22 protein-coding genes are annotated in these 24,866 nt (G+C 72.7%); 12 read left to right on the forward strand and 10 right to left on the reverse strand.

The window, feature by feature from the left end:
• Positions 1-8 precede the first annotated feature (8 nt).
• From M3147_RS12015 to M3147_RS12025, 3 genes are all read right to left on the reverse strand, one after another.
• Positions 9-2,336: a hypothetical protein gene (locus tag M3147_RS12015; RefSeq protein ID WP_251203708.1), complete on the reverse strand. Its 2,328-nt coding sequence runs from the start codon at positions 2,334-2,336 to the stop codon at positions 9-11.
• A 31-nt stretch (positions 2,337-2,367) separates the two neighbouring features.
• Entirely contained in the window at positions 2,368-2,655 is a 288-nt protein-coding gene (locus M3147_RS12020) for a DUF1905 domain-containing protein (RefSeq protein WP_251203709.1), read from the reverse strand.
• A 168-nt stretch (positions 2,656-2,823) separates the two neighbouring features.
• Positions 2,824-3,921 carry a hypothetical protein gene (locus tag M3147_RS12025; RefSeq protein WP_251203710.1) on the reverse strand — a complete coding sequence of 366 codons (1,098 nt, stop codon included), beginning with the start codon at positions 3,919-3,921 and terminating at the stop codon, positions 2,824-2,826.
• Between the two features lie 84 nt (positions 3,922-4,005).
• On the opposite strand from M3147_RS12025, the gene M3147_RS12030 reads away from it, so the two are divergent.
• Together M3147_RS12030 and M3147_RS12035 are read left to right on the forward strand one after the other, a co-directional pair.
• Complete coding sequence (locus M3147_RS12030) at positions 4,006-4,518, forward strand: methylated-DNA--[protein]-cysteine S-methyltransferase (RefSeq protein WP_251203711.1); 513 nt, start codon at positions 4,006-4,008, stop codon at positions 4,516-4,518.
• A 122-nt stretch (positions 4,519-4,640) separates the two neighbouring features.
• Positions 4,641-5,075 (forward strand): Hsp20/alpha crystallin family protein, encoded by a 435-nt coding sequence (locus tag M3147_RS12035; RefSeq protein ID WP_251203712.1) that lies wholly within the window; start codon positions 4,641-4,643, stop codon positions 5,073-5,075.
• A gap of 68 nt (positions 5,076-5,143) precedes the next feature.
• Here the strand turns inward: M3147_RS12035 and pbp4b are convergent, their stop codons facing one another.
• The 3 genes from pbp4b to M3147_RS12050 form a co-directional block, all read right to left on the reverse strand.
• Entirely contained in the window at positions 5,144-7,798 is a 2,655-nt protein-coding gene (pbp4b, locus tag M3147_RS12040) for a penicillin binding protein PBP4B (protein ID WP_251203713.1), read from the reverse strand.
• 178 nt (positions 7,799-7,976) lie between these two features.
• A complete protein-coding gene (locus M3147_RS12045) occupies positions 7,977-8,843 on the reverse strand; it encodes a MurR/RpiR family transcriptional regulator (protein WP_251203714.1) in 867 nt (288 codons plus the stop codon).
• Between the two features lie 163 nt (positions 8,844-9,006).
• Positions 9,007-10,059 (reverse strand): serine hydrolase domain-containing protein, encoded by a 1,053-nt coding sequence (locus M3147_RS12050; RefSeq protein WP_251203715.1) that lies wholly within the window; start codon positions 10,057-10,059, stop codon positions 9,007-9,009.
• A gap of 94 nt (positions 10,060-10,153) precedes the next feature.
• Here M3147_RS12050 and M3147_RS12055 point away from each other — a divergent pair, with 94 nt between their 5' ends.
• From M3147_RS12055 to M3147_RS12075, 5 genes are read left to right on the forward strand one after another with little or no spacing between them, the layout of a single operon-like run.
• Positions 10,154-11,089: an N-acetylmuramic acid 6-phosphate etherase gene (locus M3147_RS12055; protein ID WP_251203716.1), complete on the forward strand. Its 936-nt coding sequence runs from the start codon at positions 10,154-10,156 to the stop codon at positions 11,087-11,089.
• Positions 11,090-11,133: 44 nt separating this feature from the next.
• The gene (locus M3147_RS12060) at positions 11,134-12,420 is read left to right on the forward strand and encodes an ABC transporter substrate-binding protein (protein ID WP_251203717.1); all 1,287 of its coding nucleotides are present in this window, start codon (positions 11,134-11,136) and stop codon (positions 12,418-12,420) included.
• Between the two features lie 41 nt (positions 12,421-12,461).
• On the forward strand, positions 12,462-13,415 hold the full coding sequence (locus M3147_RS12065; RefSeq protein ID WP_251203718.1) for a carbohydrate ABC transporter permease: 954 nt from the start codon (positions 12,462-12,464) through the stop codon (positions 13,413-13,415).
• On the forward strand, positions 13,415-14,326 hold the full coding sequence (locus M3147_RS12070) for a carbohydrate ABC transporter permease (protein WP_251203719.1): 912 nt from the start codon (positions 13,415-13,417) through the stop codon (positions 14,324-14,326). The genes M3147_RS12065 and M3147_RS12070 overlap by 1 nt, the downstream gene beginning before the upstream one ends.
• Positions 14,323-15,288, forward strand: a complete 966-nt coding sequence (locus tag M3147_RS12075) for an N-acetylglucosamine kinase (protein ID WP_251203720.1) — start codon at positions 14,323-14,325, stop codon at positions 15,286-15,288. The genes M3147_RS12070 and M3147_RS12075 overlap by 4 nt, the downstream gene beginning before the upstream one ends.
• A gap of 9 nt (positions 15,289-15,297) precedes the next feature.
• Here M3147_RS12075 and M3147_RS12080 read toward each other — a convergent pair whose 3' ends face one another.
• Entirely contained in the window at positions 15,298-16,158 is an 861-nt protein-coding gene (locus M3147_RS12080; RefSeq protein WP_251203721.1) for an SDR family oxidoreductase, read from the reverse strand.
• 111 nt (positions 16,159-16,269) lie between these two features.
• Here M3147_RS12080 and M3147_RS12085 point away from each other — a divergent pair, with 111 nt between their 5' ends.
• A complete protein-coding gene (locus M3147_RS12085; protein WP_251203722.1) occupies positions 16,270-16,638 on the forward strand; it encodes a winged helix-turn-helix transcriptional regulator in 369 nt (122 codons plus the stop codon).
• Between the two features lie 156 nt (positions 16,639-16,794).
• On the opposite strand, the gene M3147_RS12090 is transcribed toward M3147_RS12085, so the two are convergent.
• Positions 16,795-17,343, reverse strand: a complete 549-nt coding sequence (locus M3147_RS12090) for a TetR family transcriptional regulator (RefSeq protein ID WP_251203723.1) — start codon at positions 17,341-17,343, stop codon at positions 16,795-16,797.
• 295 nt (positions 17,344-17,638) lie between these two features.
• Here M3147_RS12090 and M3147_RS12095 point away from each other — a divergent pair, with 295 nt between their 5' ends.
• The gene (locus tag M3147_RS12095; RefSeq protein ID WP_251203724.1) at positions 17,639-18,142 is read left to right on the forward strand and encodes an FBP domain-containing protein; all 504 of its coding nucleotides are present in this window, start codon (positions 17,639-17,641) and stop codon (positions 18,140-18,142) included.
• Positions 18,143-18,324: 182 nt separating this feature from the next.
• Entirely contained in the window at positions 18,325-21,450 is a 3,126-nt protein-coding gene (locus M3147_RS12100) for a DEAD/DEAH box helicase (protein ID WP_251203725.1), read from the forward strand.
• Between the two features lie 68 nt (positions 21,451-21,518).
• Here M3147_RS12100 and M3147_RS12105 read toward each other — a convergent pair whose 3' ends face one another.
• Together M3147_RS12105 and M3147_RS12110 are read right to left on the reverse strand one after the other, a co-directional pair.
• On the reverse strand, positions 21,519-22,856 hold the full coding sequence (locus tag M3147_RS12105; RefSeq protein WP_251203726.1) for an MFS transporter: 1,338 nt from the start codon (positions 22,854-22,856) through the stop codon (positions 21,519-21,521).
• Complete coding sequence (locus M3147_RS12110; RefSeq protein WP_251203727.1) at positions 22,850-23,311, reverse strand: TIGR03618 family F420-dependent PPOX class oxidoreductase; 462 nt, start codon at positions 23,309-23,311, stop codon at positions 22,850-22,852. Before M3147_RS12110 ends, M3147_RS12105 begins: the two co-directional genes overlap by 7 nt.
• 151 nt (positions 23,312-23,462) lie before the next feature.
• Between M3147_RS12110 and M3147_RS12115 the strand changes: the two genes are divergently transcribed.
• Positions 23,463-23,909 (forward strand): MarR family winged helix-turn-helix transcriptional regulator, encoded by a 447-nt coding sequence (locus M3147_RS12115; protein ID WP_251203728.1) that lies wholly within the window; start codon positions 23,463-23,465, stop codon positions 23,907-23,909.
• Positions 23,910-23,983: 74 nt separating this feature from the next.
• Positions 23,984-24,838 carry a 3-hydroxyacyl-CoA dehydrogenase gene (locus M3147_RS12120; protein WP_308201067.1) on the forward strand — a complete coding sequence of 285 codons (855 nt, stop codon included), beginning with the start codon at positions 23,984-23,986 and terminating at the stop codon, positions 24,836-24,838.
• The last annotated feature ends 28 nt before the right edge of the window (positions 24,839-24,866 follow it).

The following is a 24,866-nucleotide window of genomic DNA, read 5'->3' on the forward strand; positions in this document are numbered from 1 at the left end:
ACCGGCGATCAGGAGCCGCCCGACGAGGGCGAGCGGAGCATCACGAGCGGTGAGGTCGGGTAGGCCGGGAGCTGGTTCGAGTTCCAGGCGATCACCACGGCGTCGTCGATGACCCGCGCCGTGAAATCGTTCTCGCCGAACAGGCCCTGCGGCAGCTCCCAGGAGTCGGTGCTCTCACCGCGCTCCAGCTCGATGCGGTTGAGCGCGGCATCGCCGATGAACGGGCTGATGCTGAGGACGTACACCTGGCCGTCGGTGCCGACGCTGACGTCGCGCACGCGCGCACTGTCGGGCACGGGCGGGGTACTGCGCCACCGTTCGGCTCCGGTGCTGAGGTCGTACCCGACGAGCTCGGTCATCGTGCCCTCCGCGTTTTCGGCGCCGGTCACCAGGAGATCGCCGACCACGGCGTACCCGCCGTTCGTGTTCGCGAGCGCCTCGACGATGAGGCTCGGCGTCTCGGGGACGACCGGGGATTCGATGCGGGCGGTCGCCGGGTCCATCTTGCCGAACATCATGCGTCCGTCGGCGAGCTCGGCGATCGTGATCGCCCCCGCCCGGCGATCGTCGACCCTGAGCAGCGGGTCGGCGGTCGCCAGCCCGTCGACGCCGAGCGCGTCGGCCTGATCGATGGTGTCGCCGAACTTCCACACCACCTCGGCCTCTTCTCCGTCGACGTGGATGCCGTAGTGGTCCTGAGCGAGCGCGTCGCCGATCATCTCGCCGTGCACGAGATTCGTCACCAGGAGGTCGGATTCCGGATCGGCCGCGAGCGAGATCACATGGGCACGGCGGCCGTCCGAGCCGTCGAGGACGCCGAGCTCCTCGCCCTCGAGGATGAAGTCCGGCGCGCCGGTCTTCGGGTCGAGCACGCCGAGGCCGGCCCACGAGGTGACGAACCAGATCCGGCCGTCGAGCTCCGCGGTGCCGGTGATCTGCTCGTAGCTCTTGACACCCTGGTACTCCGCGGTAACGAAGTCGAACTCCCCGGCGACCTCGCCCGACTGGAGCTCGTAGACGACGAACCTGGAGCAGGCGGAGGCGTCCTGGATGCCCGTGACGATCACGAGGAGATCCTCGGACAGGAACCGCGGCGGGCCGCAGGGGCCCCAGTCGCTCGTGGTGCCCGGCGCTTCCCACGCCGGCTCCAGGGAGGCTCGCGCGAAGACCGAGAGCGTGCCGTCGGGCGGCGAGGTCACCGCGATCCACTCGTCCGAGTACGCGATGTCGGACTCCATGAGCGGCCAGTCGCTGAGATCGAGATCGGCGAGAAGCGGGGCCTGGTGGACGAGTTTGAGCTCACCGGCCGTGAGCGTCGGCGGAGCCTCGGTCTCTTTCGGTGCGGTCGTGCCGGGGGCGGTCGGGGCTGCGGTGCATCCCGTCATCGCGGCGAGCAGCAGCAGGCCCAGCATCGGTGCGATACGGCGAAGCTTCATCACGGTCTCCTCTGGCATCCCGAACGGGGACGATCTCTCACGTGTCGCCCAGGATAGCGGGGATCGGGCGGGATGTCGTGGTCGCCGGGAATGCTCAGTGCCGGAGATCGTCGCCGCGAGCCAACTCGTGACGGCGCCGTCGTAGGCGCGGGCCGCATCGGTCGGGGGTTCGGGCTCGGTGCCCGGCCACTCGGCGAGGGCGTGCTCGACGCCCGGCACATAGCGCACCTCGGCCAGGTCGAGCTGCTCGAACGCGCGCACGGCGTCGAGGAACGGCGCCTCGTCGGCATCGCCCTCGACGACGAGGAGCGGCGTGCCGAGGCCGCGGAGCTCGTCGGCGCGGGCGACGAAGTCCATGCGGGCGGCGACGGCGCCCGAGGCATCCGTCCACCGGTAGGGCTCGGGCAGGAACTCGGCCATCGCGTCGACCATCGGCCGGAGCCTGAGCATGGGGTTCAGCAGCACCGTCGCCCGAAGATGGAACGCCGTGCCGTGGGTGACCGCGACCTCGGCGGCGACCGAGGCGCCCGCCGAACCGCCGAGTGCGACGAGCGGGGCGTCGGAGTCGGCCCCGAGCCGATCACGGATCTCGACGAATGCGGCCGGGAACTCGTCGCTGGCCTGCTCGTGCATCGGGCCGAAGAACTCGGTGACCAGGTCGATGCCGCTGCCGAGCAGCGCCTCGAAGCCCTCGTGGACCGCGCGCGCCCCGCTGAGCGGCAGACCGAGGTACATGACGTGCGCGTCGAACCCGGCGAGCGGGAGCGCGGAGGCCATCGCCGCCGGTGTGCTCGGTGGATCGAGCAGGTGCCAGGCGACCACGATGGGCGCCTCGGGGCGCGACGCGGCGCGCGCCGTGAAGGGGACGCTGCCGCTCGTCGTTCCCGAGATCTCGTTCATGGGGTCACGGTATCGGCGCCCGCCGACATCCTCAGCCGTCGTGCACGTCGAGCGCGACGACCACGGTGTCGCCCTCGCCGATCTGCTCGGCGACCAGGACCGCCTTCTTCAACGGCAGCACGTAGACCTCGCCGCTCGGAAAGATCGAGGTGCTCCAGGTGCTGCCGCCGAGCGAGACCGTGACCTTCACGGCGCCGAAGCCGCGCGGCATGCGCGGCCGGTCGGAGATGTCGGCGCTCGGCTCGGGCGGCACATCGACGAAGAACCAGTTGCGCCGGGCCGCCCACTCGTAGATCTCGGCCTCGAATCGGATGCGCATGCGCCGAGCGTAGCGCCCGCCGCCGACGGCCCGGCCCCTGCGCCCGCCCGCCCTGCGCCCGGCCGCCCGCCCGGTGCGAGTTGCACGACGGATGCCGCGCTGCGCCACTCCGCCCGGCGCGCCGGCCCGATCGTCGTGCAACTCGCAGCCGGAGCCCGGGAGCGCGTCCTACTGCGCGGCGGCGAGGATGGCCCGGTGCAGGGCGAGCAGTCCGGCGGTGCGCTCGGCGGGCCCGCGGCCGAAGCCGCACTCGGTGCCGACGCCGAACTCGGCGACGCCAGCAGCGGCGAGCGCCTCGCGGGCCGGGGCGAGCCGGGCGAGGGCGCCGTCGACGCCGTCCTCGTGATGCACGAGCCCGAGGAACAGCGTGGTCTCGGCGGGCAGCGCCCAGGCCGCGAGCGGCGCCGTGTAGGCGGCATCCGTGCGCTCGATCGGCACCGGCAGGTGCACCCAGTCGATGCGCCGGGCGACCGCCGTGCCGAGCGCGTTCGCGACGGCGACGAGGCGGCCGGCATCCTGCGGCTCGACGAAGTGCCGCTCGCCGACGTCGCCGTAGCAGAGGTGGAAGCCGAGCTCGGCGCCCTCGGGCACGGTGTCGGCGAGGCCCGCGACGAGCTGCGCGACCGCGGCGGCGAGCCCCTCGGCATCCGCACCGTCCGATGCCGCGAAGAACGCCTCGAGCGGTCCGCCGCCGAGGCTGATGCCCTCGAGGTAGGCGAACTCGGTGGCGAGGTCGAGCTGCACGGCGAGGTCTTCGGCGGGGATCGCCTCGACGATCGCCCGGAGCTCCGCCGCGAGCGCCGCGGCGTAGGCGGGGTACACCGCGGCGCGGTCGCCGGGGGCGACGAAGCTCGTCACGGGCGCGAGCGGCGAGGGCAGGCAGACCTGGAAGCGCGTGCCGGCGGGGATGATTCCCGCCGCCCGCAGCCGCACGAACTCGGCGTGGCTCTCGATGGCGGCGCCGGCGTACCCGAGCGGGCCGAAGACGAGCTCGTCGGCGGGCACGGTGCCGTCGAGCGAGAGCGGCCGCAGGTCGAAGCCCGCGACGAGGACCGGATCGATCGGCGCGCGCACGAGCCCGGCGACGCGGTCGAACGCGGCGCCCTGGAACAGGATCCAGTGGAAGCGCTCGCCGACCTCGCCGTCGGGGATGCGCGGGAGCGCCGCCCCGAGTTCGCCCGCGGCGAGCCGGAACACGGCCTCGGCGGTCGGCTGGTTCACGGATCCGACGAGGTGCGCGCGGGCGACACGGGGGAGCTGAGGCATCCGATCAGCCTAGTCCGGCGCAAAGGTCCGAAACCCGCTGCTCGATCGGGCCCTCGCCTGGTCCGACGCGGTGAGAATGGGGGCATGACCCGCCGCCACGCCACCCTGCCGACCGCGCTCGGCGAGCTGCTCGTCGTCGCGGACGCGGGCGGGATCGCCGGGCTCTACTTCCCGGCGCACTGGCACCCGCCGGCCGCGGGTTCCCTGGGGGCCGCGGCGGATGCCTCGGCCGACCCCCTGCTGACGGAGCTCGCGCGGCAGCTCGACGACTACCTCGCAGGGCGACGCCGCGACTTCGACCTGCCGACGGCGCCCGTGGGCGACGAGTTCGAGCACCGGGTGTGGGCGATGCTCCGCGAGATCCCGTTCGGCGAGACCACGACGTACGGCGAGCTGGCGCTCCGCCTCGGCGACCGCAATCTCGCCCGCATGGTGGGGCGGGCGGTCGGGCACAATCCGATCAGCATCCTGGTGCCCTGCCACCGGGTCGTCGGCGCCGACGGCTCGCTCACGGGGTACGCCGGCGGGCTCGAGCGCAAGCGCACGCTGCTCGAACTCGAGGGGGCCGGGGTGGTCGCGCAGCGGCGGCTGTTCTGAGCGGTGCGGCATTGGCACTCTCCTGGGTCGAGTGCTAATCTGGCAGTGTTGAGTCGAAGTGACTCAACTCTGAAACCTCGGGCCGCCGACCCGCGGCCCGCACCGAGTGAGAGGAGACGCTCATGGCACTGACCTGGGACCCGTTCCGCGACCTCGACCGGCTCGCGGCCACCATGCTCGACTCGCGGCAGGGGCCGCGCATGATGCCGATCGACCTGCATCGCGACGGCGATCACTACGTGCTCTCCGCCGATCTCCCCGGCGTCGACCCGGGCTCGATCGACATCGACATCGACGGCCAGCTGCTGACCATCCGCGCCGAGCGCACGCTCCGCGGCGACGAGGGCGTGAAGTGGCTCGCGCACGAGCGGCCGAGCGGCTCGTTCCTCCGCCAGCTCAGCGTCGGCGAGGGCATCGACACCGCGTCGATCAGCGCGCACTACGACAACGGCGTGCTGAGCGTGCTCCTGCCGGTCTCCGAGCGCGCGAAGCCGCGCAAGGTCGAGGTGCGCCAGGCGGCCGGCTCGGATGCACCCAAGGAGGTCGCGGCGAGCTGAGCCGCGAGCGGTGAGACAGGGGAACGGGGCGGTGCGCACGGCGCGCCGCCCCGTTCCTGGTCGTCCGGCTATCGCATCGCGCGGCGGCGGCGGATGCCGAGAGCGGCGAGGAGTGCGCCGAGCGCGAGCACGAGTGCACCGAGTCCGGCCCAGAGCCCGGCGGGAACGCCGGTCTCCGCGAGGTCGCCAGCCGACGAGCCGTCGCCCCCGCCGGTGCCCGGCTCACCGGTGCCCGGCCCGCCAGTGCCCGGCCCGCCGGTACCGGGTTCGCCCGTGCCTGGCCCGCCGGTGCCGGGCTCCTCGGCCGCCAGCACGGTCACGGTCGCCGCTGCCGTGAGCGGTTCCGCGCCGTCGGCGGCGACCAACCAGGCCGGTCGCTGCACCTCGCCCGTCGCGACATAGTCGCCCGGCTGCCTTCCGTCGTACCCGGCGAGCGACCAGGTGACGGGCAGCTCGTGGTCGGCCCCGTTCTCGTCGCGTACGACAGCCGTCGCCGGCAGTGCGGCGAGCGCGTCCGCCTCGCCCGTGCCGTGGGCCACCGCGACCGGATCCACCGCGGCGATCGAGGCTTCGGCGGTGTAGTCCGGCTCGTCACCGACGAGGGCGCGGTAGACCATCGCCGAGACGGGCGCGAGGTCGGACACGTCGTAGTTCGCCCCCGCGAAGCCGTTCGGCGGGCTCACGACCGGTGAGTGGCGCATGTTCGTGAGGATCGTGATCGTCATCTGGTGCAGCGGGTCGATCACGGTGAGCGTGCCCGTCCAGCCCTGGTGACCGTAGGTGCTGCGGCTCGGTCCCCAGTTGAAGTAGTAGTACGCGGCCGCGTTCTGCGAGTGCAGGCGCCAGCCCAGCCCGATCGTCGAGGCGCCGAGCCCGGAGGGGTTCACCGCGAACGGCTGCACGAAGGCATCCGCCACGTCCGTGTCGAAGTACTCGCGACCCCCGTAGACGCCGCCGTTCAGCATGAGCTGGGTGAGCACGGCCAGGTCGCCCGCGGTCGAGAACAGCCCGGCGTGGCCGGCGACGCCGCCCATCGAGTAGAACGCCTTCTCGTCGTGCACCTCGCCGCGCAGCGTCTCGTGGCGCATCGGCACCGGGGTGCCGTCGCCCTGCACGCCGAACGAGACGTTGCCGTCGCGGGTGTTGCCGTTCAGCTCGGTCGCGGCGATGCGGGCCGGGTCGACTCCGGCCTCGAGCGGGCGGTAGCCGGTGTCGTCGAGCCCGAGCGGGCCGTAGAACTCCTGCTCCAGGTACACGTCGAGCCGCTGGCCGGTGATCTGCTCGACGAGGAGGCCGAGGATCATGTAGTCCACGTCGCTGTAGGCGAAGACGGTCCGCGGGGTGTAGCGCAGCGGCGTCCGCGAGATCGCGTCGATGATGCCGGCGCGCTCGTCGGGGTCGTCGCTCTGGTACCAGAGACCGCCGGCCGAGGCGAGGTTCGGGTACTCGGGGTCGGGGATCATGCCGCCGACGTGGTGCAGGATGTCGCGGATCGTGACGGTCTCCTTGCCGGTGTACACGGCGGGGATGCCGCCGGCGCCGCCGACCGTCCACTTGCCGGTGTACTCGGAGTTCGCGTCGGTGAAGTCCGCCCAGCCGGGGAAGCTCTGCAGCGTGCGGTCGAGGTCGAGCCGGCCCTCGCTCACGAGGCGCTGGATGGCGTAGTTCGTCGCGTACATCTTGCTGTTCGAGGCGAGGTCGAAGATCGTGTCGCTCGTCGCGGGGGTCCACTCCGACTCGGGGAGGAGCGCGGCGGGCACCGTCTCGCCGTCGGGGCCGGTGCTCGTCGAGTACTTCTCGGCGAAGCCCCAGGCGTCGTCCTTCACGAGGCGGCCGTCCTTCGTGACGGAGACCGCGACGGCCGGCCCGCCGGCGTCCACCTGGCGCTGTACGAAGGCGTCCAGCTCGGCGAGCTTCGCCTCGTCGAAGCCGACGCTCGCGGGCGCCGCCTCGGCGAGCCGGTCGTGGGCGACGCGCTGGGGCTCGAGGAGGTAGGTGCCCTCCGGGTGCACGAGGGTGCCGAGCTGCAGGGTGCGCTCGATGGCGCCGAGCGAGAGGTAGTACTCGCCGCCCTCGCGGAAGCCCTCGACGTCGTCGAAGACGAGGTCGGTGTAGGCGTTCAGCATGTTGCCCGTGACGTTCGAGCCGATGCGGTTCGTGTCCACGGCGATCTCGAAGTAGTCGCGGCCGCGGTACAGGGTCAGGATGTCGAGGCTGCCGGTGGGCGAACCGTCGAAGCGGTAGCCGTTCGTGCCGTACTGGAAGCGCAGGTCGACGAGCTCGGCGAGGGCGCTGACGGGCAGGTAGGCCCGGCGGTCCTGCACCCGGAGGTCGGCGGGGTCGATCGCGATCGGCTCGCCGTAGACGCGGGGGTCGCCGTCGACGACCCACACCTCGGCGCTGCCGCCCTCGGCCTGCACATACCGCAGGTCGTCGGCGAAGGCGGAGTCGCCCGTGACCTGCAGGCCGACGGTCCCGTCGAGCGGGGCGTCGAAGGCGAAGGTGGTGACCTCGCCGAAGGCATCGGCGGTCACCTGCGTCGAGCTCGGGGCGGTGCCGTCGAGCAGCTGCGCGGTGACGGCGCCGCTCGGGGACGCCGTCGCGTCGCTGTAGTGCACGACGAGGCCCGGCGGTGGCGCAGCGTGCGCGGCGGGGGCGTCGACGAGCGGGGCGAGGGCGAGCGCGCTCGCCGCGAGGACGGCGAGCCGTCTCTTGATGTTCACGTTGAATGCTCCAGTGCGTTCTGACGGGAATCGTGTCGGCGGGTACGCCGCATCGGCGCCCGACCGGAGGGCTCGGGATCGGAGCCGGGGGAGTCGGTCGAGGGCGTTGATGGAAGAAATTATCAGAACAGCGACAAATGGTGAAGTATTTTTTCAACACCCGGTTGCGGGGCCGGCGTCACCCGTCGAGTCGGTGGGCCTGCACGGCTTCGTAGGTGAGCCGCAGCAGCTCGCCCGCGCGATCGATCTCGCCCTGGAGCAGCCGGACGACGAGGAAATCGACGATCGCCATCTGCGCGAGCCGGCTCGACATGGCGCCGGTGCGGTACCGGGACTCCCTGGCGCTCGTGACGAGCAGCCGGTCGGATGCGGCGGCGAGCGGCGAGTCGGGGTAGTTCGTGATCGCGACGGTCGTGGCGCCCCGGGTGCGGGCGAGCGCGAGCATCTGGTTCGGTTCGAGCGTCTGCCCCGAGTGCGAGATGCCGATCGCGACGCTGCCGGGCCCGGTGAGGGCGAAGGACGTGAGCGCGAGGTGGGCGTCGGTCCAGCAGAAGCTCGGGATGCCGATGCGGTGCAGCTTCAGCTGGAGGTCCTGGGCGGTGAGCCCGCTCGAGCCGGCGCCGAAGATGTCGATGCGGGGCGCCGTGCGGAGCGCCGCCACGACCGCGTCGAGCGCCTCGAGGTCGATGCCGCGCGCGGTCTCCTCGATCGCCCGGGCCTCCTGGTAGGCGACCTTCGTGACGACGTCGAGGGCGGAGTCGGATGCGTCGATCTCGGCATCGTCGACGCGGAAGAGCTCGCGCGCCGCCTGCTCGCGACTGTTCGCCGCCGCGATCGCGATGCGGAACTCCTTGTAGCCTGCGTAGCCGACCGCCCGGCAGAAGCGGGCGACGGAGGCGGGCGAGGTGTCGGCCAGCTCGGCGAGCCGGGTGATCGTCGACTCGACGACGACCGCGGGCCGATCGAGCACGAGCTCGGCGATGTGCCGTTCGGACTTGGACAGCTGCGGCATCCGTTGGCGGAGGGCGACGAACACGTCGGTCATGAGCGGCCTCCCACGGCATCGGCGGCGCCGGAGCGGTGCCGCGGCCGGCGGGATGTGCGCCCACCGAGGGGCACCGGCCTGGAGTCGAATACTACCGACCCCGGCTCGTCGCGGCCGGGCACGCGCGGGCGCGCACCGGCAGCCGGATGCCCCGGGCGCCCGCTCATCGCCCGGCCGCCCGGGCCACCCGGGCGCGGAACGCGTGGATCGCCTCGGACTCCCGCGTCGGATGCACCCGGTTCAGGAGCACGACGAGCGAGCGGCGTCCGCCGGGCTCGGTGGCGAAGGCGGTGCCGGTGAAGCCCGTGTGACCGGCGGTCGCGGGGCCGAGTCCGCGCATCCAGGGCTCGTCGAGCCGGGGGCCGAGCGCCTGGCGGAATCCGGGGTCGTCGGGGAGGGCGACCGGCGTCGTCAGGGCCTCGATCACGGCCGGCGCGAGCCCCGGGCCACCGGTGCCGCCGGTGCGCAGTGCCTCGGCGAAGCGCAGCAGGTCGGCGGCGGTGCCGAACAGCCCGGCGTTGCCGCTCACCCCGCCGAGGGCCGCCGCGGTCTCGTCGTGCACCTCGCCGTGCACGAGCCCGCGGCCCGGCTGCCACTCGGTCGCGGCGATCCGCCCGCGAAGCCCGGGGTGCGGTCGGAATCCGGTGTCGCGCATGCCGAGCGGCTCGAGCACGCGGTCCCGGACGACGGCGTCGAGCGGGGCGCCGGCGAGCGCTTCGGCGGCGAGCCCGGCCCAGATGAACCCGACGCAGGAGTACCGGTGGCCGGTGCCGCCTGGGGCGACCGGCCGGGCGCCGGCCCGGAACCGCCCGGCGCCCGGGTCGGCTTCGCGGTCGTGCCACTCCGGCGCGAACCCGGCCGTGTGCGACAGCAGCTCGGCGATGCGGACGGTGCGGAGCGCCGGCTCCCGGAACTCGGGCAGCAGTTCCGCGGCCGGCAGGCTCGCGTCGAGGCCGCGATCGGTGAGCTCGGCGAGGAGCGCGGCTGCGACGATCGGCTTCGTCACGGAGGCGAGGTCGAACCGGGTGGACGGTCCGACGGGTGGGTGCTCGGTGGTGCTCGCGACCCCGGGGGCGTCCCAGCGGCGGACGGTTCCGGCGTGATGATCGACGATCGGCGAGCCGTCGACGGCGAGCACGACGGATGCGCCCGAGCCGATCCCGGCGCCGAGCGCCTCGTCGACGAGCCCTCCGATGGTGACGGTTTCGCAACGCATATGAAAAAAATAATCCCTGCGCTTCCCAAACGCGACACTTTTGTACATACTGAGTCGGAACCAGCCCGCCGATGTGAAGGATTCAGCACCGCTGATGAGCACCAACGACCTCCTGCTCGATCGCCGAAACGACGGCGAGCGCCCGCTCTCGCCCACCGAGGAGCGGCTCGAGGCCTCGTCCGAGCTCGACGCGAAATCCAGCCTCGACGTGCTCCGCCTGCTGAACGCCGAAGACCGCGTCGCCGTCGAAGCGGTCGCCGCCGTCCTGCCCGAGCTCGCCGAGCTCGTCGAGCTCGCCGCCGAGCGCTTCCGCCGAGGCGGCACCATCCACTACTTCGGCGCCGGCACCTCCGGGCGCCTCGGGGTGCTCGACGCCGCCGAGCTGCTGCCCACCTTCAACCTCGAAGCGGGCCGCGTCGTCGCACACATCGCCGGAGGGCCGGCCGCCCTCGTGAACGCCGTCGAGGACGCCGAGGACTCCGAGGCCGAGGGGCGCCTCGCCGCCGCGGGCGTCGGCCCCGACGACGTCGCCATCGGCCTCGCCGCGAGCGGCAACACCCCCTACGTCGGCGGCGCCCTCGCCGCGGCCCGCGCGGCAGGTGCGCGCACCGCGCTCGTCTCGAGCAACCCGCACGCGTCCCTCGCCCCGCTCGCCGACGTCGACCTGGTCCTCGCCACCGGGGCCGAGGTGCTCACCGGATCCACCCGCCTGAAGGCGGCGACCGCCGAGAAGCTCGTGCTGAACGGCTTCTCCACGGCGCTCATGGTCGCCGTCGGACGCACATGGTCGAATCTCATGGTCGACGTCGTCGCGACGAACGACAAGCTCCGGCTGCGCACCGTGCGCATCCTCGAGCAGGCCACCGGGCTCGACCACGACGCCGCGCTCGAGCTGCTCGGCGCCGCCGGCGGCGAGTTGAAGACCGCGATCGTCGCGGCGAACGGCGGGCTCCCCGTCGAAGAGGCCCGGCGGCTGCTCGCCGCGCACGGCGGCGCGGTCCGGGACGCGCTCGCCGCGGCATCCCACTGACCTGCACCATCCCCCATGCACCACCACAACGAAGGAGAATCACGATGAGGCGACGTATCCTTGCGAGCGCGGCCCTCCTGGCCGGCTCCGCCCTCCTGCTCAGCGCCTGCGCGCCGAGCGGCTCGAGCGGCGGCGAGCAGGCGAGCGGCGACGACGTCACGCTGAAGGTCTGGTCCTGGCGCACCGAAGACGTCGAGGCGTACAACACGATCTTCGACGTGTTCGAAGAGGAGAACCCCGGCATCACCGTCGAGTTCGAGGCGTTCCAGAACACCGAGTACAACCAGATCCTGACCACCGGTCTCGCCGGCAGCGACGGCCCGGACGTGCCGATGGTGCGCGCATACGGGCAGCTGCAGCCGAACATCGAGGCTGGGCAGCTCGAGCCGATCGACGGGGACGTCGACGGGCTCGACGCCATCGCCCCGAGCGTCATCGCCGGCGCCAAGGGCAAGGCCGACGGCAAGACGTACGCCGTCCCGCTCGCCACGCAGACGCTGCAGATGTTCTACAACAAGCAGATCTTCAAGGATCAGGGCCTCGACGTGCCGACCACCTGGGCCGAGTTCATCGACGTCCAGGAGAAGCTCCTCGCCGCCGGGATCACCCCGATGGCCCTCGGCGCGAAGGACGACTGGATCCTGCCGATCTTCGCCGACATCGTGGGCAGCGCCCGCTACGGCGGCTCGGAGTTCGAGCAGAAGGTGCTCTCCGGCGAGACCGACTTCAACGACCCGGACTACGTCGCGTCGCTCGGCATCATCACGGAGCTGCAGAAGTACCTCACCCCCGACGTCGTCGGCGTGAGCTACACCGACAGCCAGATCCAGTTCACCTCGGGTCAGGCCGCGCAGTTCCCCGGCGGCTCGTTCGAGATCGCGACCTTCCGCAACCAGGCGCCCGACCTCGAGTTCGGCTCCTACCAGGTGCCGGTGCCGGACGGCGCGGTGCTCGACGCACCCGTCTCGCCGGCGTACGCCGACGGCAACTTCGCGATCAATGCCAAGTCGAAGAACAAGGAGGCGGCCCTCGAGCTGCTGAACTGGCTCGCGACGCCCGAGTTCGGCCAGCTCGTCGCCGACGAGCTGAACCAGTTCTCCGCGATCCCCGGCGTCGAGTACGAGGACGCCGTGATGAAGGAGGCCTGGGCGAACGCCGAGGCCGGTCAGGCGCCGTACCTCCTGCTCGTCGACTTCCGGTACGGTGAGCCGCTCGGCACCGCGGTGCTCGGCGCCGAGGTGCAGAAGATGTTCCTGGGGCAGGTCGACGCCGCCGGCGCCGCCGCCGCGCTCCAGACGGGCATCTCGCAGTGGTTCACCCCCGGCGAGTGACCGCCTTCCCGAGTAAGACCCGATAGCGAGGAACGAAGACCATGTCCGCCACCACCATGACCTCGGTGCCCCGCCGCCGAGGGAACACGGGCATCGCCCTGACCCGACGGGCGGGCATGGTCTTCGTCCTCCCCGCGCTGATCCTCTTCGGCGTGTTCATCGCCTATCCGCTGCTCACCGCGCTCAGCTACTCCTTCTTCGGCTGGACCGGCATCGTGCGCGGCGACTTCGTGGGCCTCGAGAACTACCTGACCCTCTTCACGAAGCTGCCGTACAGCGAGGACATCCCGAACGCCTTCGTGCACAACGTGCTGCTCTTCGTCGGCGCGATGCTCTTCCAGAACACGGTGGGGCTCGGACTCGCGACCCTGCTGCACCGGGTGCGCCGCTTCAAGCGCTTCTTCCAGACGATGTACACGCTGCCCTACCTCGTCTCCCCGCTCGTCATCGGCTACCTCTGGTCGCTGATGCTGTCGCCGCTCTTCGGCCCGGTGAACGCCGTGCTCCGCACGATCGGGCTCGGCGACGTCGCGCAGCCCTGGCTCGGCAATCCGCAGACCGCGATCTGGGTGGTCGTCTTCGTCACCGCCTGGCAGTGGATCGGCTTCCCCGTGCTCCTCTACGGCGCCGCGCTCGGCGGCATCCCCGAGGAGATCGAGGAGGCGGCCTCCCTCGACGGGGCGAGCGCGTGGCAGCGCTTCCGTTCGATCACGCTGCCGATGCTCGTCCCCGCCATCGGCACCGTCAGCGTGCTGACGTTCATCGGCGCCATGGAGGCGTTCCCGATCCCGTACGCGCTCGGCGGCTCGCAGGGCAACCCGGCGGGCGCGACCGATGTGTTGAGCCTCCTCTTCTACCGCACCGCCTTCGAGTCCGGGTCGTCGAACGCGATCGGCACGAGCTCGGCGATCGCCACCCTGCTGTTCCTCTTCATCTTCGGCATCTCGATGCTGATCACCTGGCTCATGCGCCGGGCCGAACGGAAGCTCTTCTGATGACCGCGACGATCTCCCCCAGCACCGCCGACGCGGCATCCGACGACCGGAAGCCCGCCCGGCCGCGCCCCTCGACCCCTCGCCGCCGCCAGAAGGTCACGGCCGGCGGCGTCGCGTCGAGCACCTTCCTCTGGCTGTACGCCGCGATCTCGATCGCGCCGTTGCTGCTCATGCTCTCGAACTCCCTGCGCACCACGCAGGACATGGCGAAGCATCCGCTCGGCCTGCCGCTGCCGCCCAATTTCACGAGCTACCAGAAGGCGTGGATCACCGCGTCCTTCGACACCTACTTCTTCAACTCGATCTTCGTGACGGTCGCCTCGGTACTGCTGTCGACCGCGGTGTCGTTGCTCGCCGCGTACGCGTTCTCCCGCACGAAGTCGAAGCTGTTCACGACGCTCGAAGGCCTCTTCCTCTCGGGGCTGATGCTGCCGGTCTACCTCGCGATCCTGCCGCTGTTCTTCATGCTCGACGCGGCCGGCCTGATCTCGAACCTCGGCGGACTCATCCTCGTCTACGGCGCCCTCGGCATCCCGTTCTCGACCTTCGTGCTCGCGAGCTTCTTCCGGCAGCTGCCGCTCGAGCTCGACGAAGCCGCTCGCCTCGACGGCGCGGGCCCGTTCGCGACCTTCTGGCGGGTGCACCTGCCGCTCGTGCGCCCCGCGATCGCGACGGTCGTCGTGTTCCGCTTCGTGCCGGTGTGGAACGACTTCTTCTACCCGCTCATCCTCATCCGCGACCAGAAGTCGTACACCCTGCCGGTCGGCATCACCCGCTTCTTCGGCGAGTACCAGACGGACTGGGCGACGCTGTTCGCCGGGCTCACCCTGGCGACGATCCCGCTCGTCGTGCTGTTCCTGCTCGCGACGAAGCAGATCGTCTCGGGCCTCACCGCCGGCATGAGCAAGTGACCCTCCGGCTCGGCATCGACCTCGGCGGCTCGGGCAGTCGGGTCGCCCTGCTGGGCGGCGCCGGTCCGCGCCGTGAGCTCGCGGGGGAGCGTGTCGGCGTGACCGGCTCGGGGAGCTCGGCCCCGGCGACCGCACTCGCGCTGCTCCGGCTCGCCCGGGAGCACTGGCCGGCCGAGCTCGCCGTGGTCGACGGCCTCGGCCTCGGTGCCACCGGGCTCGGCACGCTCGTCGCGGAACCTGCCGCCCTCGCCGCGTCGCTCCGCGCTTCGCTCGAAGACGGCCGGGCTGCCGGCGCCCCGGCCCCCGCCGTGGCCGTCGCCATCGACGCCGTGACCGCCCACCTCGGCGCCCTCGGCGGCGAGTCCGGTGCGATCGTCGCGCTCGGCACCGGGGCGATCGCCTTCGGCTCGGACGGGCACGGGATCTGGCACCGCGTGGACGGGTGGGGCCACCTGCTCGGCGATCGTGGCGGCGGCGCCTGGATCGGGCGGCGCGGACTCGAGGCCGCCCTCCGGGCGCACGACGGGGTGGATGCCTCGGGCGACGCCCTGCTCGCCGCCGCGCGCGCCCGCTTCGGCGAACCGCTCGGCTGGCCGGCGCAGCTCTACACCCGCGATGATCGGGCAGGCGTGCTCGCGGGCTTCGCGCCCGACGTCGTCGCGCTCGCCGCGCGCGGTGACGACGCGGCGCTCGCGATCGTCTCCGACGCGGGGGAGGAGGCCGCTCGGAGCGGCGCCGCCGCGCTCGTGCCGGGGCTCGCCCCGCGGGTCGCGGCGACGGGCGGCCTGTTCGGCGCCGGCGGGGCGCTCGTGGAGCGCTTCCGGGCGACGCTCGCCGGGTTGCGCCCCGACGCGGAGGTGCGGGACCCGCTCGGCGACCCGCTCGCCGGCGCGCTGCTGCTCGCGGAGCGGGCGGCGCGGGGCGAACTCGTCGCCCGCGCGCCGTCGCTCTGGCTGGGGTGAGCTGCCGCCTCAGGCGGAGATCGCCAGGCGGAGGCCCTCCACGAGCGACGTGGTCGGGCGGCCGATGAGGCGCGCGAGGGTGCCGTCGGCGTTCGCGAGCACGCCGCGGCGGATGCCGTCGTCGATCCCCGCGACGAAGCCGGCCGTGCCCGCGTCGAGGCCGGCGGCCTCGAGCGCGGCGACGTGCTCCTCGGTGGAGACGGGCGTGTAGCGCACCTCGCGGCCGGTGAGCTCCGCGGCCGCGGCGGCGAGCTCCTCGTAGCCCCAGGCGTGCTCGCCGGAGAAGTCGTACACGGCACCGAGGTGACCGTCCTCGGTGAGCAGCACCGCGAGCCCGGCGGCGAGATCGGCCCGGGTGGCGCTCGCGACCGTGCCGTCGCCGACGCTCGCGACGATCGCGCCCGACTCGGCAGCCTGCTGCACGTCGCCGACGTAGTTCTCGGTGTACCAGTTGTGCCGGGCGATGACGGCCGGCACGCCCGACGCGACGATCGCCTCCTCGGTCGCCTTGTGGTCGGGGGCGAGCACGAACTCGGCGGTCGTGGCGTTCGGCACGCTCGTGTAGACGAGCTTCGCGACGCCCGCGGCCTTCGCGGCGTCGATGACGTTGCGGTGCCCGGCGGCACGGGCGCCGGGGGCGCTGCCCGAGATGAGCAGCACGGTGTCGACGCCGTCGAGCGCGGCGGCGATGGTCTCGGGCCGGTCGTAGTCGAGCACGGCGGTGCGCACGCCGCGCTCGGCGGCGGACTGCAGCTTCGCGGTGTCGCGGGCGGTGGCGAGGAGCTCGGCGGGGGCGACCCCGCGCTCGAGCAAGGCGTCGACGACGAGGCGGCCGAGCTGGCCGGAGGCGGCGGTGACGAGGATGGTCATGCGATGGTCCTTTCGGAAGCGCCGGCCCCTCCGGCGTCACCATGGGCCAACCGGATGCCGAGGCGCCCGCATTCCATCTGGAGGGTACCCACTTTTCGGTAAGGTACCCACATGCAGGTAAGTCTTGCGGATCTGCGCGTCGAGCGCCCGAACATCTTCACGCACGGCTGCCCCACCCGGGTCGTGCTCGACCACGTCATGAGCCGCTGGGGCGTGCTCGTGCTGCTCGCGCTCAGCGAGGGCACGCTGCGCTGGGGCGAGCTGCGCCGCGAGGTCGACGGCATCAGCGAGAAGATGCTCGCCTCGACGCTGCGCACCCTCGAGGCCGACGGCATCGTCGTACGCACCTCCTACCCCGAGGTGCCGCCGCGCGTGGAGTACTCGCTGAGCCCGCTCGGCGAGGAGCTCATGGAGCGCATGCTGCCCCTCGTCGGCTGGGTCGCCGAGCACGCCGACGGCATCGTCGGGCGGCAGGCCTAGCCCCCGTTGCGCGCCCCGGCCCCCCCCCGCGCGCCCCGGCCCTGCCCCGCCGCCCGCCCTCTCGCCCCCGCCCCGCCCCGGGTGCGAGCTGCACGACGATTCGGCCGGCGCGCCACGCAGTGTGGCGCGAACGGCCATCCGTCGTGCGACTCGCGCTCAGCCGGTGCCGAGCTCCCGGTCGACTGCGGCGGCCATGAGTGCGCCGGGCGCCGGGAGGAGGTCCGGATCGATGCGCTGCGCCCCGGCGACGCCGAAGGCGATGAGCAGCAGGCGGCTCGCGGCGGCCGTGCGGTCGCCCGGCCCGGGGAGGCGTGCAGCGAGCGAACGCTCGAGCGCGCGGTAGCTCTCGGCGAAGGCCACGGCGAAGCGCTCGTCGAGCTGGGCGTGGCGCCAGGCATCCGCCCATCTCGCGAGCCCGGCCAGGTCTCCCGCCGCGAACGGTGCGAAGAACGCCTCGACCGCCGCGCGCCCCGGGGTCGGGGTCTCGAGCTCGTAGGCGGTGCGCTCGCGCTCGACGTAGGCGAGCCAGGCCTCGGCGGCGAGCTCGGAGGTGCTCGCGAAGCGGTGGTGCACGAGCCCGGGGGAGACGCCGGCCTCGCTCGCGACGGCGCGCGCGGTGACCGCGGCGAGGCCGTCGTGCTCGAGCACGCGCACGGCGGCGTGCAGCAGCTCGGTGCGGCGGGCATCGCGCGGGAGGTAGCTCATCCGTGAATTGTACACGAGTCCAAATCTGTCCTAGAGTCGATTTGGTCAAGTGCCCAATTTGGAGAGGGAGGAGCGCGATCCCCATGTCCGGTCACCCCGCTCTGCCCACCCCCGCAGCCTTTGCGCCACTTCCGCCGCGTTGCGCCAGTACGGGTGGCGCATCGACGGTGAAGTGGCGCGCGTGGTGCTGGTTTTGGCTTCAGCCCGCCGGGTGGCTGCGCGTATGCGCCACTTCTGCTGCGTTGCGCCATCTGCGGCACAGTCCAAGGCATCGTGCCGGCACGGAGGCCGGAACATGCGCGCGATGACCCCCGCCGAGATCCGCGGGTCGATCAGGAACGCCGACGAACGGGTGCGCCGCACCATGCTGCTGCCGCGCGGCCTCGCCGAACTCGACTGGGCGGGGCGTGACGTGCTCGCCTGGCGCGATTCGCGGGCGCGCCACCGCGGCTACCTCGTGCGCTGGGCAGGCCGGAACGGCACCCCGCGGCCCGAGGGGCTGCTGCTCACGATCGCCCGAGCGCCCGGCCGACCCGACCGCGCCGTGATGTGCACCTTCTGCCGCTTCACGGCGCGCTTCGAGGAGGTCGCCCTCTTCACGGCCCCGCGCGCGGGAGCCGCCGGGCTCCGAGGCGACACCGTCGGCGTGCTGGCCTGCGAGGACCTGGGCTGCCACGCCCGAGTCCGGCAGCCGCCGCTCCGCGGTCCGCTCGATCCGCCCGTCGAGGAGATCGTCGCCGCACGGGCTGCCGGCCTCGCCGAGCGGATCGATGCCTTCTTCGCCGACGTGCTCGGCTGAGCCCCGCCCACGCCCGCCCGCGCCGCCCGCCCGCGCCCGCGCAGCCCGCCCGCGCCCCGAGTCGCACGACGAATCGCACGTCGCGCCAGTTGCGGCGGCGCGCCGGGGCATCCGTCGTGCAACTCGCGAGCGTGAGGCCCGGCGGACACCCGCGCGTCGGCGGGAGCTGCGAGCATGGTGGGATGACTGCGCCGCCGACCGATCCCGCCGACTGGCGCGCGGCGCTCGACGGCCTCGTGCCACCGGGCGGCCCGGGCGGCCCGGGCGCCGCGGGCGTGACGGCCGACGGACGGGCAGCGCGTCCGCCGGCGCGCACGGCGCCGACCCCGCTCGCGCTCCAGCTCGAGCTGCGGCACCGCCTCGAGCAGCGCCCCGGGCAGTGGCGCGGGCCGAAGGACGAGCCGGCCACCCGCCTCGCCGAGGTCGACCGGCTCGCCGCCCGGCCCATGACCCGCGGGGCTCGCGGGGCCTGGGTGAAGCAGGGGCTCACCTGGCAGAACGTCGCCTACCAGGGCGAGGCGGGCGGCTACGACCCGGCGCACGCCCGCTGGTTCGCGCAGTTCGCTCTGCTGAAGGGCGGCAACCCGGGCGTCTACAACCCGTACGGCTCCGACTGGATCACCCTCGACGAGTACGAGAGCCCCGTGCTCTGGGCGCTGCTCGCCGAGGCGGTGCGCCTCGGCATCCCGTTCGTCGGCGGCGAGGCGACGCCGACCGTCCGCGTGCTCGGCGCAGCCGAGCTCGGCTTCGACGCGAGCATCGACGACGGCGGGCTCCGGCTCGCCCCGGTCGCCCGGTTCGCCGGGGCACGGCCGACCCTCCCGGTCCCGCTCGGGGGGGTGCGACTCATCGGACGACACGGCCTGTACCGCGCGGGTTTCGAGCGGGGCGCACTCGAGCTGGCCCCGCTCGCGCAGACGCCGTCGGCCGCGCAGCTCGCGCTCCTCGCCCGCCCCGAGACGGTTCGGGTGCCCCCGGGCGAGCTCGCGGAGTTCACCCGCACGCACTACTTCGCGCTCGCCAAAGAGGTCCCGGTCGCGAGCGCCGACGGCAGCTTCGAGCCGCCGCCCGCCCCGCCTGCCGAGCTCGTGCTCCAGCTGCGCTACGAGACCGGCGACGCGGTGCGCGCCGCCTGGAACTGGCGATTCGCCGACGGCCGCGTCGCCGAGGCGGGCGCGGCCGACGCCGAGGACGGCGACGAGCGGGCGGATGCCGAGCGCGACCCGGATCTCGTCGCCCGCGTGCTCGACGTGCTCGGCTGGGTGCCGTTCGAGGCGGTCGTGCTGCGCGGCATCGACGCGGCGCGCTTCGTGGCCGAGCGGCTGCCCGAGCTCGAGCGTCTGGCGGAGACCCGCCGGCTCGTCATCGAGGAGCGCGGCGAGCGCCCCGACTACCGCGAACTGCTCGATCCGCCCGAGTTGCGGGTCACGATGGTGGAGTCCCCGAAGGCCGATTGGCTCGACCTCGGCGTCGTCGTCACGGTGAACGGCAAGCCGGTGCCGTTCCTGCCGTTGTTCCGCGCCCTCGCGCAGGGGCGCAAGCGGCTGCTCCTCGTCGACCGCAGCTACCTCTCGCTCGAGCTCGCCGTCTTCGACGAGCTGCGCGCGCTCATCGCCGAGGCGGAGGGGATCGTCGAGTGGGAAGCCGGCCTCAGGATGCCGCGCGAGCAGGCGCTCGCGCTGTACGCCGACTTCGAGGACCTCGCCGAGTTCGAGGGGCCGGCGCTCGCCTGGCGCGCGCTCGTGGCGGCGCTCCGGCCCGCGGCGGCTCCTGCTGTCGAGCGCGGGGCGGATGCCTCGGCCGAACCGGGCCCGATCGAACCGCCGGCCGGGCTCGCGCTGCCGCTCCGGCCCTACCAGCTCGACGGCTACCGCTGGCTCGCCCGCATGCGGGCCGCCGGCCTCGGCGCCGTGCTCGCCGACGACATGGGTCTCGGCAAGACCGCCCAGGCGCTCGCGCTCGTCGCCCGGGCGGCCGAGGAGGGCGCGGGTCCGTTCCTCGTCGTCGCGCCCACCTCGGTGGCGTCGAACTGGGTCGCGGAGGCGGCGCGGTTCGTTCCCGGACTCCGGGTGGCCCGCCTCACCTCGACCGAACGCACCGGCCGGCTCGGCGTCGCCGAGGCTGCGGCATCCGCCGACCTCGTGGTGACGAGCTATGCGGTGCTCCGGCTCGAGGCGGCGCGCTTCGCCGAGGTGGCCTGGGGCGGGCTCGTGCTCGACGAGGCCCAGTTCGTGAAGAACCCGAAGACGCGGGTGCACGAGGCGGCCCGGGCCATCCGCGCGCCCTTCGTGCTCGCCCTCACCGGGACCCCGATCGAGAATCACCTCGGCGAGCTGTGGGCGATCCTGCGGCTGGTCGCGCCCGGGCTGTTCCCGAGCCGCCGCGGATTCGACGAGCGCTATCGCCGTCCGATCGAGGACGATGGCAACGCTGAGCGGCTCGCGAAGCTCCGACGGCGCATCCGGCCGTTCCTGTTGCGCCGCACGAAGGAGCTCGTCGCGCCGGAGCTGCCCGAGAAGCAGGAGCAGACGATCGCCGTCGAGCTCTCCGCCGCGCACCGGCGGGTGTACGACGCGACGCTGCAGCGCGAACGGCAGAAGCTGCTCGACCTCGTGAAGGATGAGAGTGGCCGCTTCATCCTCTACCGCTCGCTCACCCTCTTGCGCATGCTCGCCCTCGACCCGGGCCTCATCGATCCAGCGCACGACGGACTCGGCTCGGCGAAACTCGACGCGCTCCTCGAACAGCTCGAGGAGCTCCGCGAGGAGGGGCACCGGGCGATCGTGTTCAGCCAGTTCACCTCGTTCCTGGGGCGCGCGGCGGCGCGGCTCGAGGCGGCCGGCATCCCCTTCGCCCTGCTCGACGGCTCGACGCCGGTCGCGCGGCGGGATGCCGAGGCGGCCCGTTTCCGGGCGGGGGAGGCGCGCGTGTTCCTCATCAGTCTGAAGGCAGGCGGCTTCGGGTTGAACCTCGTCGAGGCGGACTACGTGTTCCTGCTCGACCCGTGGTGGAACCCGGCCAGCGAACAGCAGGCCATCGACCGGGCGCACCGGATCGGCCGCACGGAGCGGGTGATGGTCTACCGACTCGTCTCCGCCGACACGATCGAGGAGAAAGTGCTCGCTCTGCAGGCACGCAAGGGCGAGCTCGTGGCGGGCGTGCTCGGGGCGGGGGTGGTCGGGGCCGGGGCTGCCGGCGCTGCCGGCGCTGCCGCGACCGAAGGCTCCGACGGCCTCGCACCCGACGACGTGGACTTCGCCGAGCCTCGGTTCAGCGCGGACGAGCTCCGTGCCCTGCTCGACGACTGACCCGGTGCGCTGCTCGTGCTCGGTGCGCTGCTTCTACCTGGTGCGCCCCGCGTCGGGGTCGGCGGCGCCTAGCCGGGATCGGTGCCCGACCGCCGCCGCCGCGGCTCCTCGATGCCGATGTGCACCCGGGTGCGCTTGCGCTCGATCACGATCATGAGTGCGCCGAGCCCCCACAGCGGCAGCTGGGTGAGGAACGCGATCTTGAACGCCTCGAGGGAGTAGTCCGCCGGTGTGCCCGCGCCCTGCAGGTCCATGGCGAGGCCGATCAGGAAGATCGCGATCAGCGCCGCGATGAACCCTCCACCGTTGACGATGCCGTTCGCCGTGCTGAGTCGGTGGCTCGGGTTGAAGGTGCGCGCGTGGTCGAAGGCGATCATCGAGGCCGGCCCGCCGGTCGCGAGCGCCAGCGCGAGGCCGAAGAGCAGCCAGAGCGGGGTCGTCCCCGGCCAGAGGATGACGGCCATCCACACGGCCGCCTGGATGCCGACGATCGGCAGCACCAGTAGGCGGGAGCGGCGCATCGGATGCCGGCTGGAGAGCAGCCCGATCACGGGGCCCACGATCATGCCGAATACGACGAACACGCTGATGATGAGCGAGGCGGTCGCGGGGCTCAGCCCCTGCCCGCTGGTGAGGAACGGGAATCCCCAGAGCATGCCGAAGGCGGTGCCCGCGAACGGCGTCGTGAAATGCGACCAGAATGCGAGCCGGGTCGCCGGGTGACCCCAGCTCTCGCGGAAGCCCTCGCGCAGGTCGGCCGCCGAGGTCACGGCGCGGATCGCGCCCGTCTCCGTGTTCACCGCGACATCGGCGTCGCGGCCGGGCGGGCGGTTGCGGATGATCCCGAAGGTCAGCACCGCGAAGAGCACCCCGAGCCCGGCGAGGCTGCCGAACGCCACCGACCAGCTCGTCGCGTGCAGCAGCGCCGCCATCGGCAGGAGCGCGAGCAGCTGCCCCAACTGGCCGACGATGCCGGTCATCTGCACGATGAACGGGGAGCGCTGGGCCGGGAACCAGGTCGCGACCACGCGCAGCACGCTCGGGAAGACCGCCGCGTCGCCGGCACCGAGCAGCATGCGCGCGAAGATCGCGATGCCGACGTTCGGGGCGAACGCCATCACGAGCTGACCCGTCGCCATCAGCAGCATGCCGATCGTGATGATCGGCCGCGCACCGTAGCGGTCGAGCAGCAGGCCGACGGGGATCTGCATGAGGCCGTACACCGCGAGCTGGATGACCGCGAACATCGACAGCGTCGAGGCATCCGCCTGGAAGCGCTCCGCCGCATCGACGCCGACGGCGGAGAGCGAGGTGCGGTTCGTGACCGAGACGATGTACGCGGCGACGCTGACCGCCCAGACGAGCCAGATGCGCCAGGGCGCCGCTGCGGCGACCCGGGTCACCATCCGATGAGCTTCGTGGGGCGCACGCGCAGCACGGTCGAGTAGTCGCCGGTCATGCGGTCGAGCGACCAGCCGAGGCGTTCGAGCCCCGCCCGGTACTTCGCGAGGTACGGCTCGCCGAGTCGTTCCATCCACTCGGCCGCGGTTTCCTCGGCGAGCTCGGCGACGCCCTGCAGCACGGTGACGTCCTCGCCCTCTTCGTCGGTCTCGAAGTGCACGAGCACCTTCGGGTCGCGCCGGACGTTGCGGGTCTTCACCGAACCGGGTTGCACCAGCACCTGGATCGTGTCGCCCTCCCAGAGGAACCAGACCGGCACCGCGTGCGGAAAGCCCTGCCGGTCGATCGTGCCGAGCCAGGCGACCTCCTCGGTGGCGAGTCGTTCGAGGGCCCGGGCGTGCACGGGGTTCGCGGGGTCGAAGGAGAAGGAAGCGGGCGGCGCGGGCGGTGAAGCTGACATCTGGTGGGGACCTCCGCGTCAAGCCTCGCAGCCGGGCGGGAGCGAGGCAAGCGAGGGCGCAGCGGTAGCGCCACTTCGCGCGCGGGGGTGTTGCGGAATGCAACAGGGCGGCGTAGCGTTGCAAAGAGCAACAGGAAGAGTGGAGGGCCGGATGCCTCGAGCCGAATCGCGCAACGCGCATGCCGCCGCCATCCTGAACGCCCTCATCGTCGTCTCCCGTCGCGGTGTCGCCGACGCGCGGACCGCGCGCATCCGGCTCTCCATGACCGAGCAGTCGATCCTCGGCTACCTCGTCGAGCATCCGGGCGCCCGCTCCACCGACATCGCGCAGGCGTTCCGGCTGAACCGCTCGACCGTCTCCCGGCAGCTCGCCGGCCTCGTCCGGCTCGGCATCGTGCGCGAGCTTGCCGACGCGTCGGGCCGAGGCACGCCCCTCGAGCTCACCGAGGACGGCTGGGCCGCCTACGACGAGGCGATCGGCATCCTGCAGGGCGTCGTCGACCGCCACCTGTCCGACTGGAGCGATGACGAGGTCGCGCGCTTCGCGCACGACCTGCAGCGCTTCAACCGCGACGCCGGGGGCGAGACCCGCCCCTGACGCCGCCCGAGCGGGCGGGACAGCCGCCGCTCGATCAGCTCGACCAGAAGCTCCACAAGAGAAGAGGAATGACCATGCAACACATCACCGTGCTCGGCACCGGAGTGCTCGGCTCGCAGATCGCGTACCAGACCGCGTACCACGGCTTCGACGTGGTGGCCTACGACGTCGACGAGCCCGCGCTCGCCGCGGCGAAGGAACGTTTCGCCAAGCTTGCCGAGACCTATCGCGCCGAGGGCGTGGCCGGGGCGGCCGAGGGCAAGGCGGAGGAGGCGCTCGGGCGCATCCGCACGAGCCACGTGCTCGCCGAGGCCGTCGCCGATGCGGACCTCGTGATCGAGGCCGTGCCGGAGAACCCCGACATCAAGCAGGCCGTCTACGAGGAGCTCGGCCGGGTCGCCCCCGCCCGCACGATCTTCGCGACGAACTCCTCGACGCTGCTGCCGAGCGCGCTCGCGCCGTTCACCGGGCGGCCGGAGCAGTTCCTCGCGCTGCACTTCGCGAACCGCGTCTGGGCGCACAACACCGCCGAGGTGATGGGCACCGCCGAGACCGACCCGGCCGTGTACCGCGCCGTCGTCGAGTTCGCCGGGCAGATCGGCATGGTCCCGATCGAGATCAAGAAGGAGAAGGCCGGGTACCTGCTGAACTCGCTGCTCGTGCCGTTCCTGCAGGCCGCGGGCGAGCTCCTCGTCGACGGCATCGCCGAGCCCGAGGCGATCGACCAGACCTGGCGCATCGGCACCGGTGCGCCCATGGGACCGTTCCAGATCTACGACATCGTCGGCCTGACGACGGCGTACAACATCTCGATGATGGGCGACGAGAAGCAGCGCGCCTTCGCGGCACTCATCAAGGAGCGCTACATCGACCAGGGCAAGCTCGGCGTCGCCACGGGCGAGGGCTTCTACACCTATCCCACGGCCTGAGCCGTCCGCGGCTCCCGCGAACGACGGA

Origin of the sequence: Agromyces mediolanus (assembly GCF_023715325.1) — a bacterium.
GTDB lineage: Bacteria > Actinomycetota > Actinomycetes > Actinomycetales > Microbacteriaceae > Agromyces > Agromyces mediolanus_A.

What these genes read in the sequence shown, in the direction of transcription:
- M3147_RS12055 (WP_251203716.1), top strand. Translation starts at nt 10,154, where the DNA reads ATGAGCACCAACGACCTCCTGCTCGATCGCCGAAACGACGGCGAGCGC.
- M3147_RS12015 (WP_251203708.1), bottom strand. Translation starts at nt 2,336, where the DNA reads ATGAACGAGATCTCGGGAACGACGAGCGGCAGCGTCCCCTTCACGGCG.
- M3147_RS12110 (WP_251203727.1), bottom strand. Translation starts at nt 23,311, where the DNA reads ATGTCAGCTTCACCGCCCGCGCCGCCCGCTTCCTTCTCCTTCGACCCC.
- M3147_RS12050 (WP_251203715.1), bottom strand. Translation starts at nt 10,059, where the DNA reads ATGCGTTGCGAAACCGTCACCATCGGAGGGCTCGTCGACGAGGCGCTC.
- M3147_RS12120 (WP_308201067.1), top strand. Translation starts at nt 23,984, where the DNA reads ATGCAACACATCACCGTGCTCGGCACCGGAGTGCTCGGCTCGCAGATC.
- M3147_RS12085 (WP_251203722.1), top strand. Translation starts at nt 16,270, where the DNA reads ATGCAGGTAAGTCTTGCGGATCTGCGCGTCGAGCGCCCGAACATCTTC.
- M3147_RS12080 (WP_251203721.1), bottom strand. Translation starts at nt 16,158, where the DNA reads ATGACCATCCTCGTCACCGCCGCCTCCGGCCAGCTCGGCCGCCTCGTC.
- M3147_RS12115 (WP_251203728.1), top strand. Translation starts at nt 23,463, where the DNA reads ATGCCTCGAGCCGAATCGCGCAACGCGCATGCCGCCGCCATCCTGAAC.
- M3147_RS12095 (WP_251203724.1), top strand. Translation starts at nt 17,639, where the DNA reads ATGCGCGCGATGACCCCCGCCGAGATCCGCGGGTCGATCAGGAACGCC.
- M3147_RS12090 (WP_251203723.1), bottom strand. Translation starts at nt 17,343, where the DNA reads ATGAGCTACCTCCCGCGCGATGCCCGCCGCACCGAGCTGCTGCACGCC.
- M3147_RS12045 (WP_251203714.1), bottom strand. Translation starts at nt 8,843, where the DNA reads ATGACCGACGTGTTCGTCGCCCTCCGCCAACGGATGCCGCAGCTGTCC.
- M3147_RS12025 (WP_251203710.1), bottom strand. Translation starts at nt 3,921, where the DNA reads ATGCCTCAGCTCCCCCGTGTCGCCCGCGCGCACCTCGTCGGATCCGTG.
- M3147_RS12060 (WP_251203717.1), top strand. Translation starts at nt 11,134, where the DNA reads ATGAGGCGACGTATCCTTGCGAGCGCGGCCCTCCTGGCCGGCTCCGCC.
- M3147_RS12020 (WP_251203709.1), bottom strand. Translation starts at nt 2,655, where the DNA reads ATGCGCATCCGATTCGAGGCCGAGATCTACGAGTGGGCGGCCCGGCGC.
- M3147_RS12035 (WP_251203712.1), top strand. Translation starts at nt 4,641, where the DNA reads ATGGCACTGACCTGGGACCCGTTCCGCGACCTCGACCGGCTCGCGGCC.
- M3147_RS12100 (WP_251203725.1), top strand. Translation starts at nt 18,325, where the DNA reads ATGACTGCGCCGCCGACCGATCCCGCCGACTGGCGCGCGGCGCTCGAC.
- M3147_RS12105 (WP_251203726.1), bottom strand. Translation starts at nt 22,856, where the DNA reads ATGGTGACCCGGGTCGCCGCAGCGGCGCCCTGGCGCATCTGGCTCGTC.
- M3147_RS12065 (WP_251203718.1), top strand. Translation starts at nt 12,462, where the DNA reads ATGTCCGCCACCACCATGACCTCGGTGCCCCGCCGCCGAGGGAACACG.
- M3147_RS12030 (WP_251203711.1), top strand. Translation starts at nt 4,006, where the DNA reads ATGACCCGCCGCCACGCCACCCTGCCGACCGCGCTCGGCGAGCTGCTC.
- M3147_RS12070 (WP_251203719.1), top strand. Translation starts at nt 13,415, where the DNA reads ATGACCGCGACGATCTCCCCCAGCACCGCCGACGCGGCATCCGACGAC.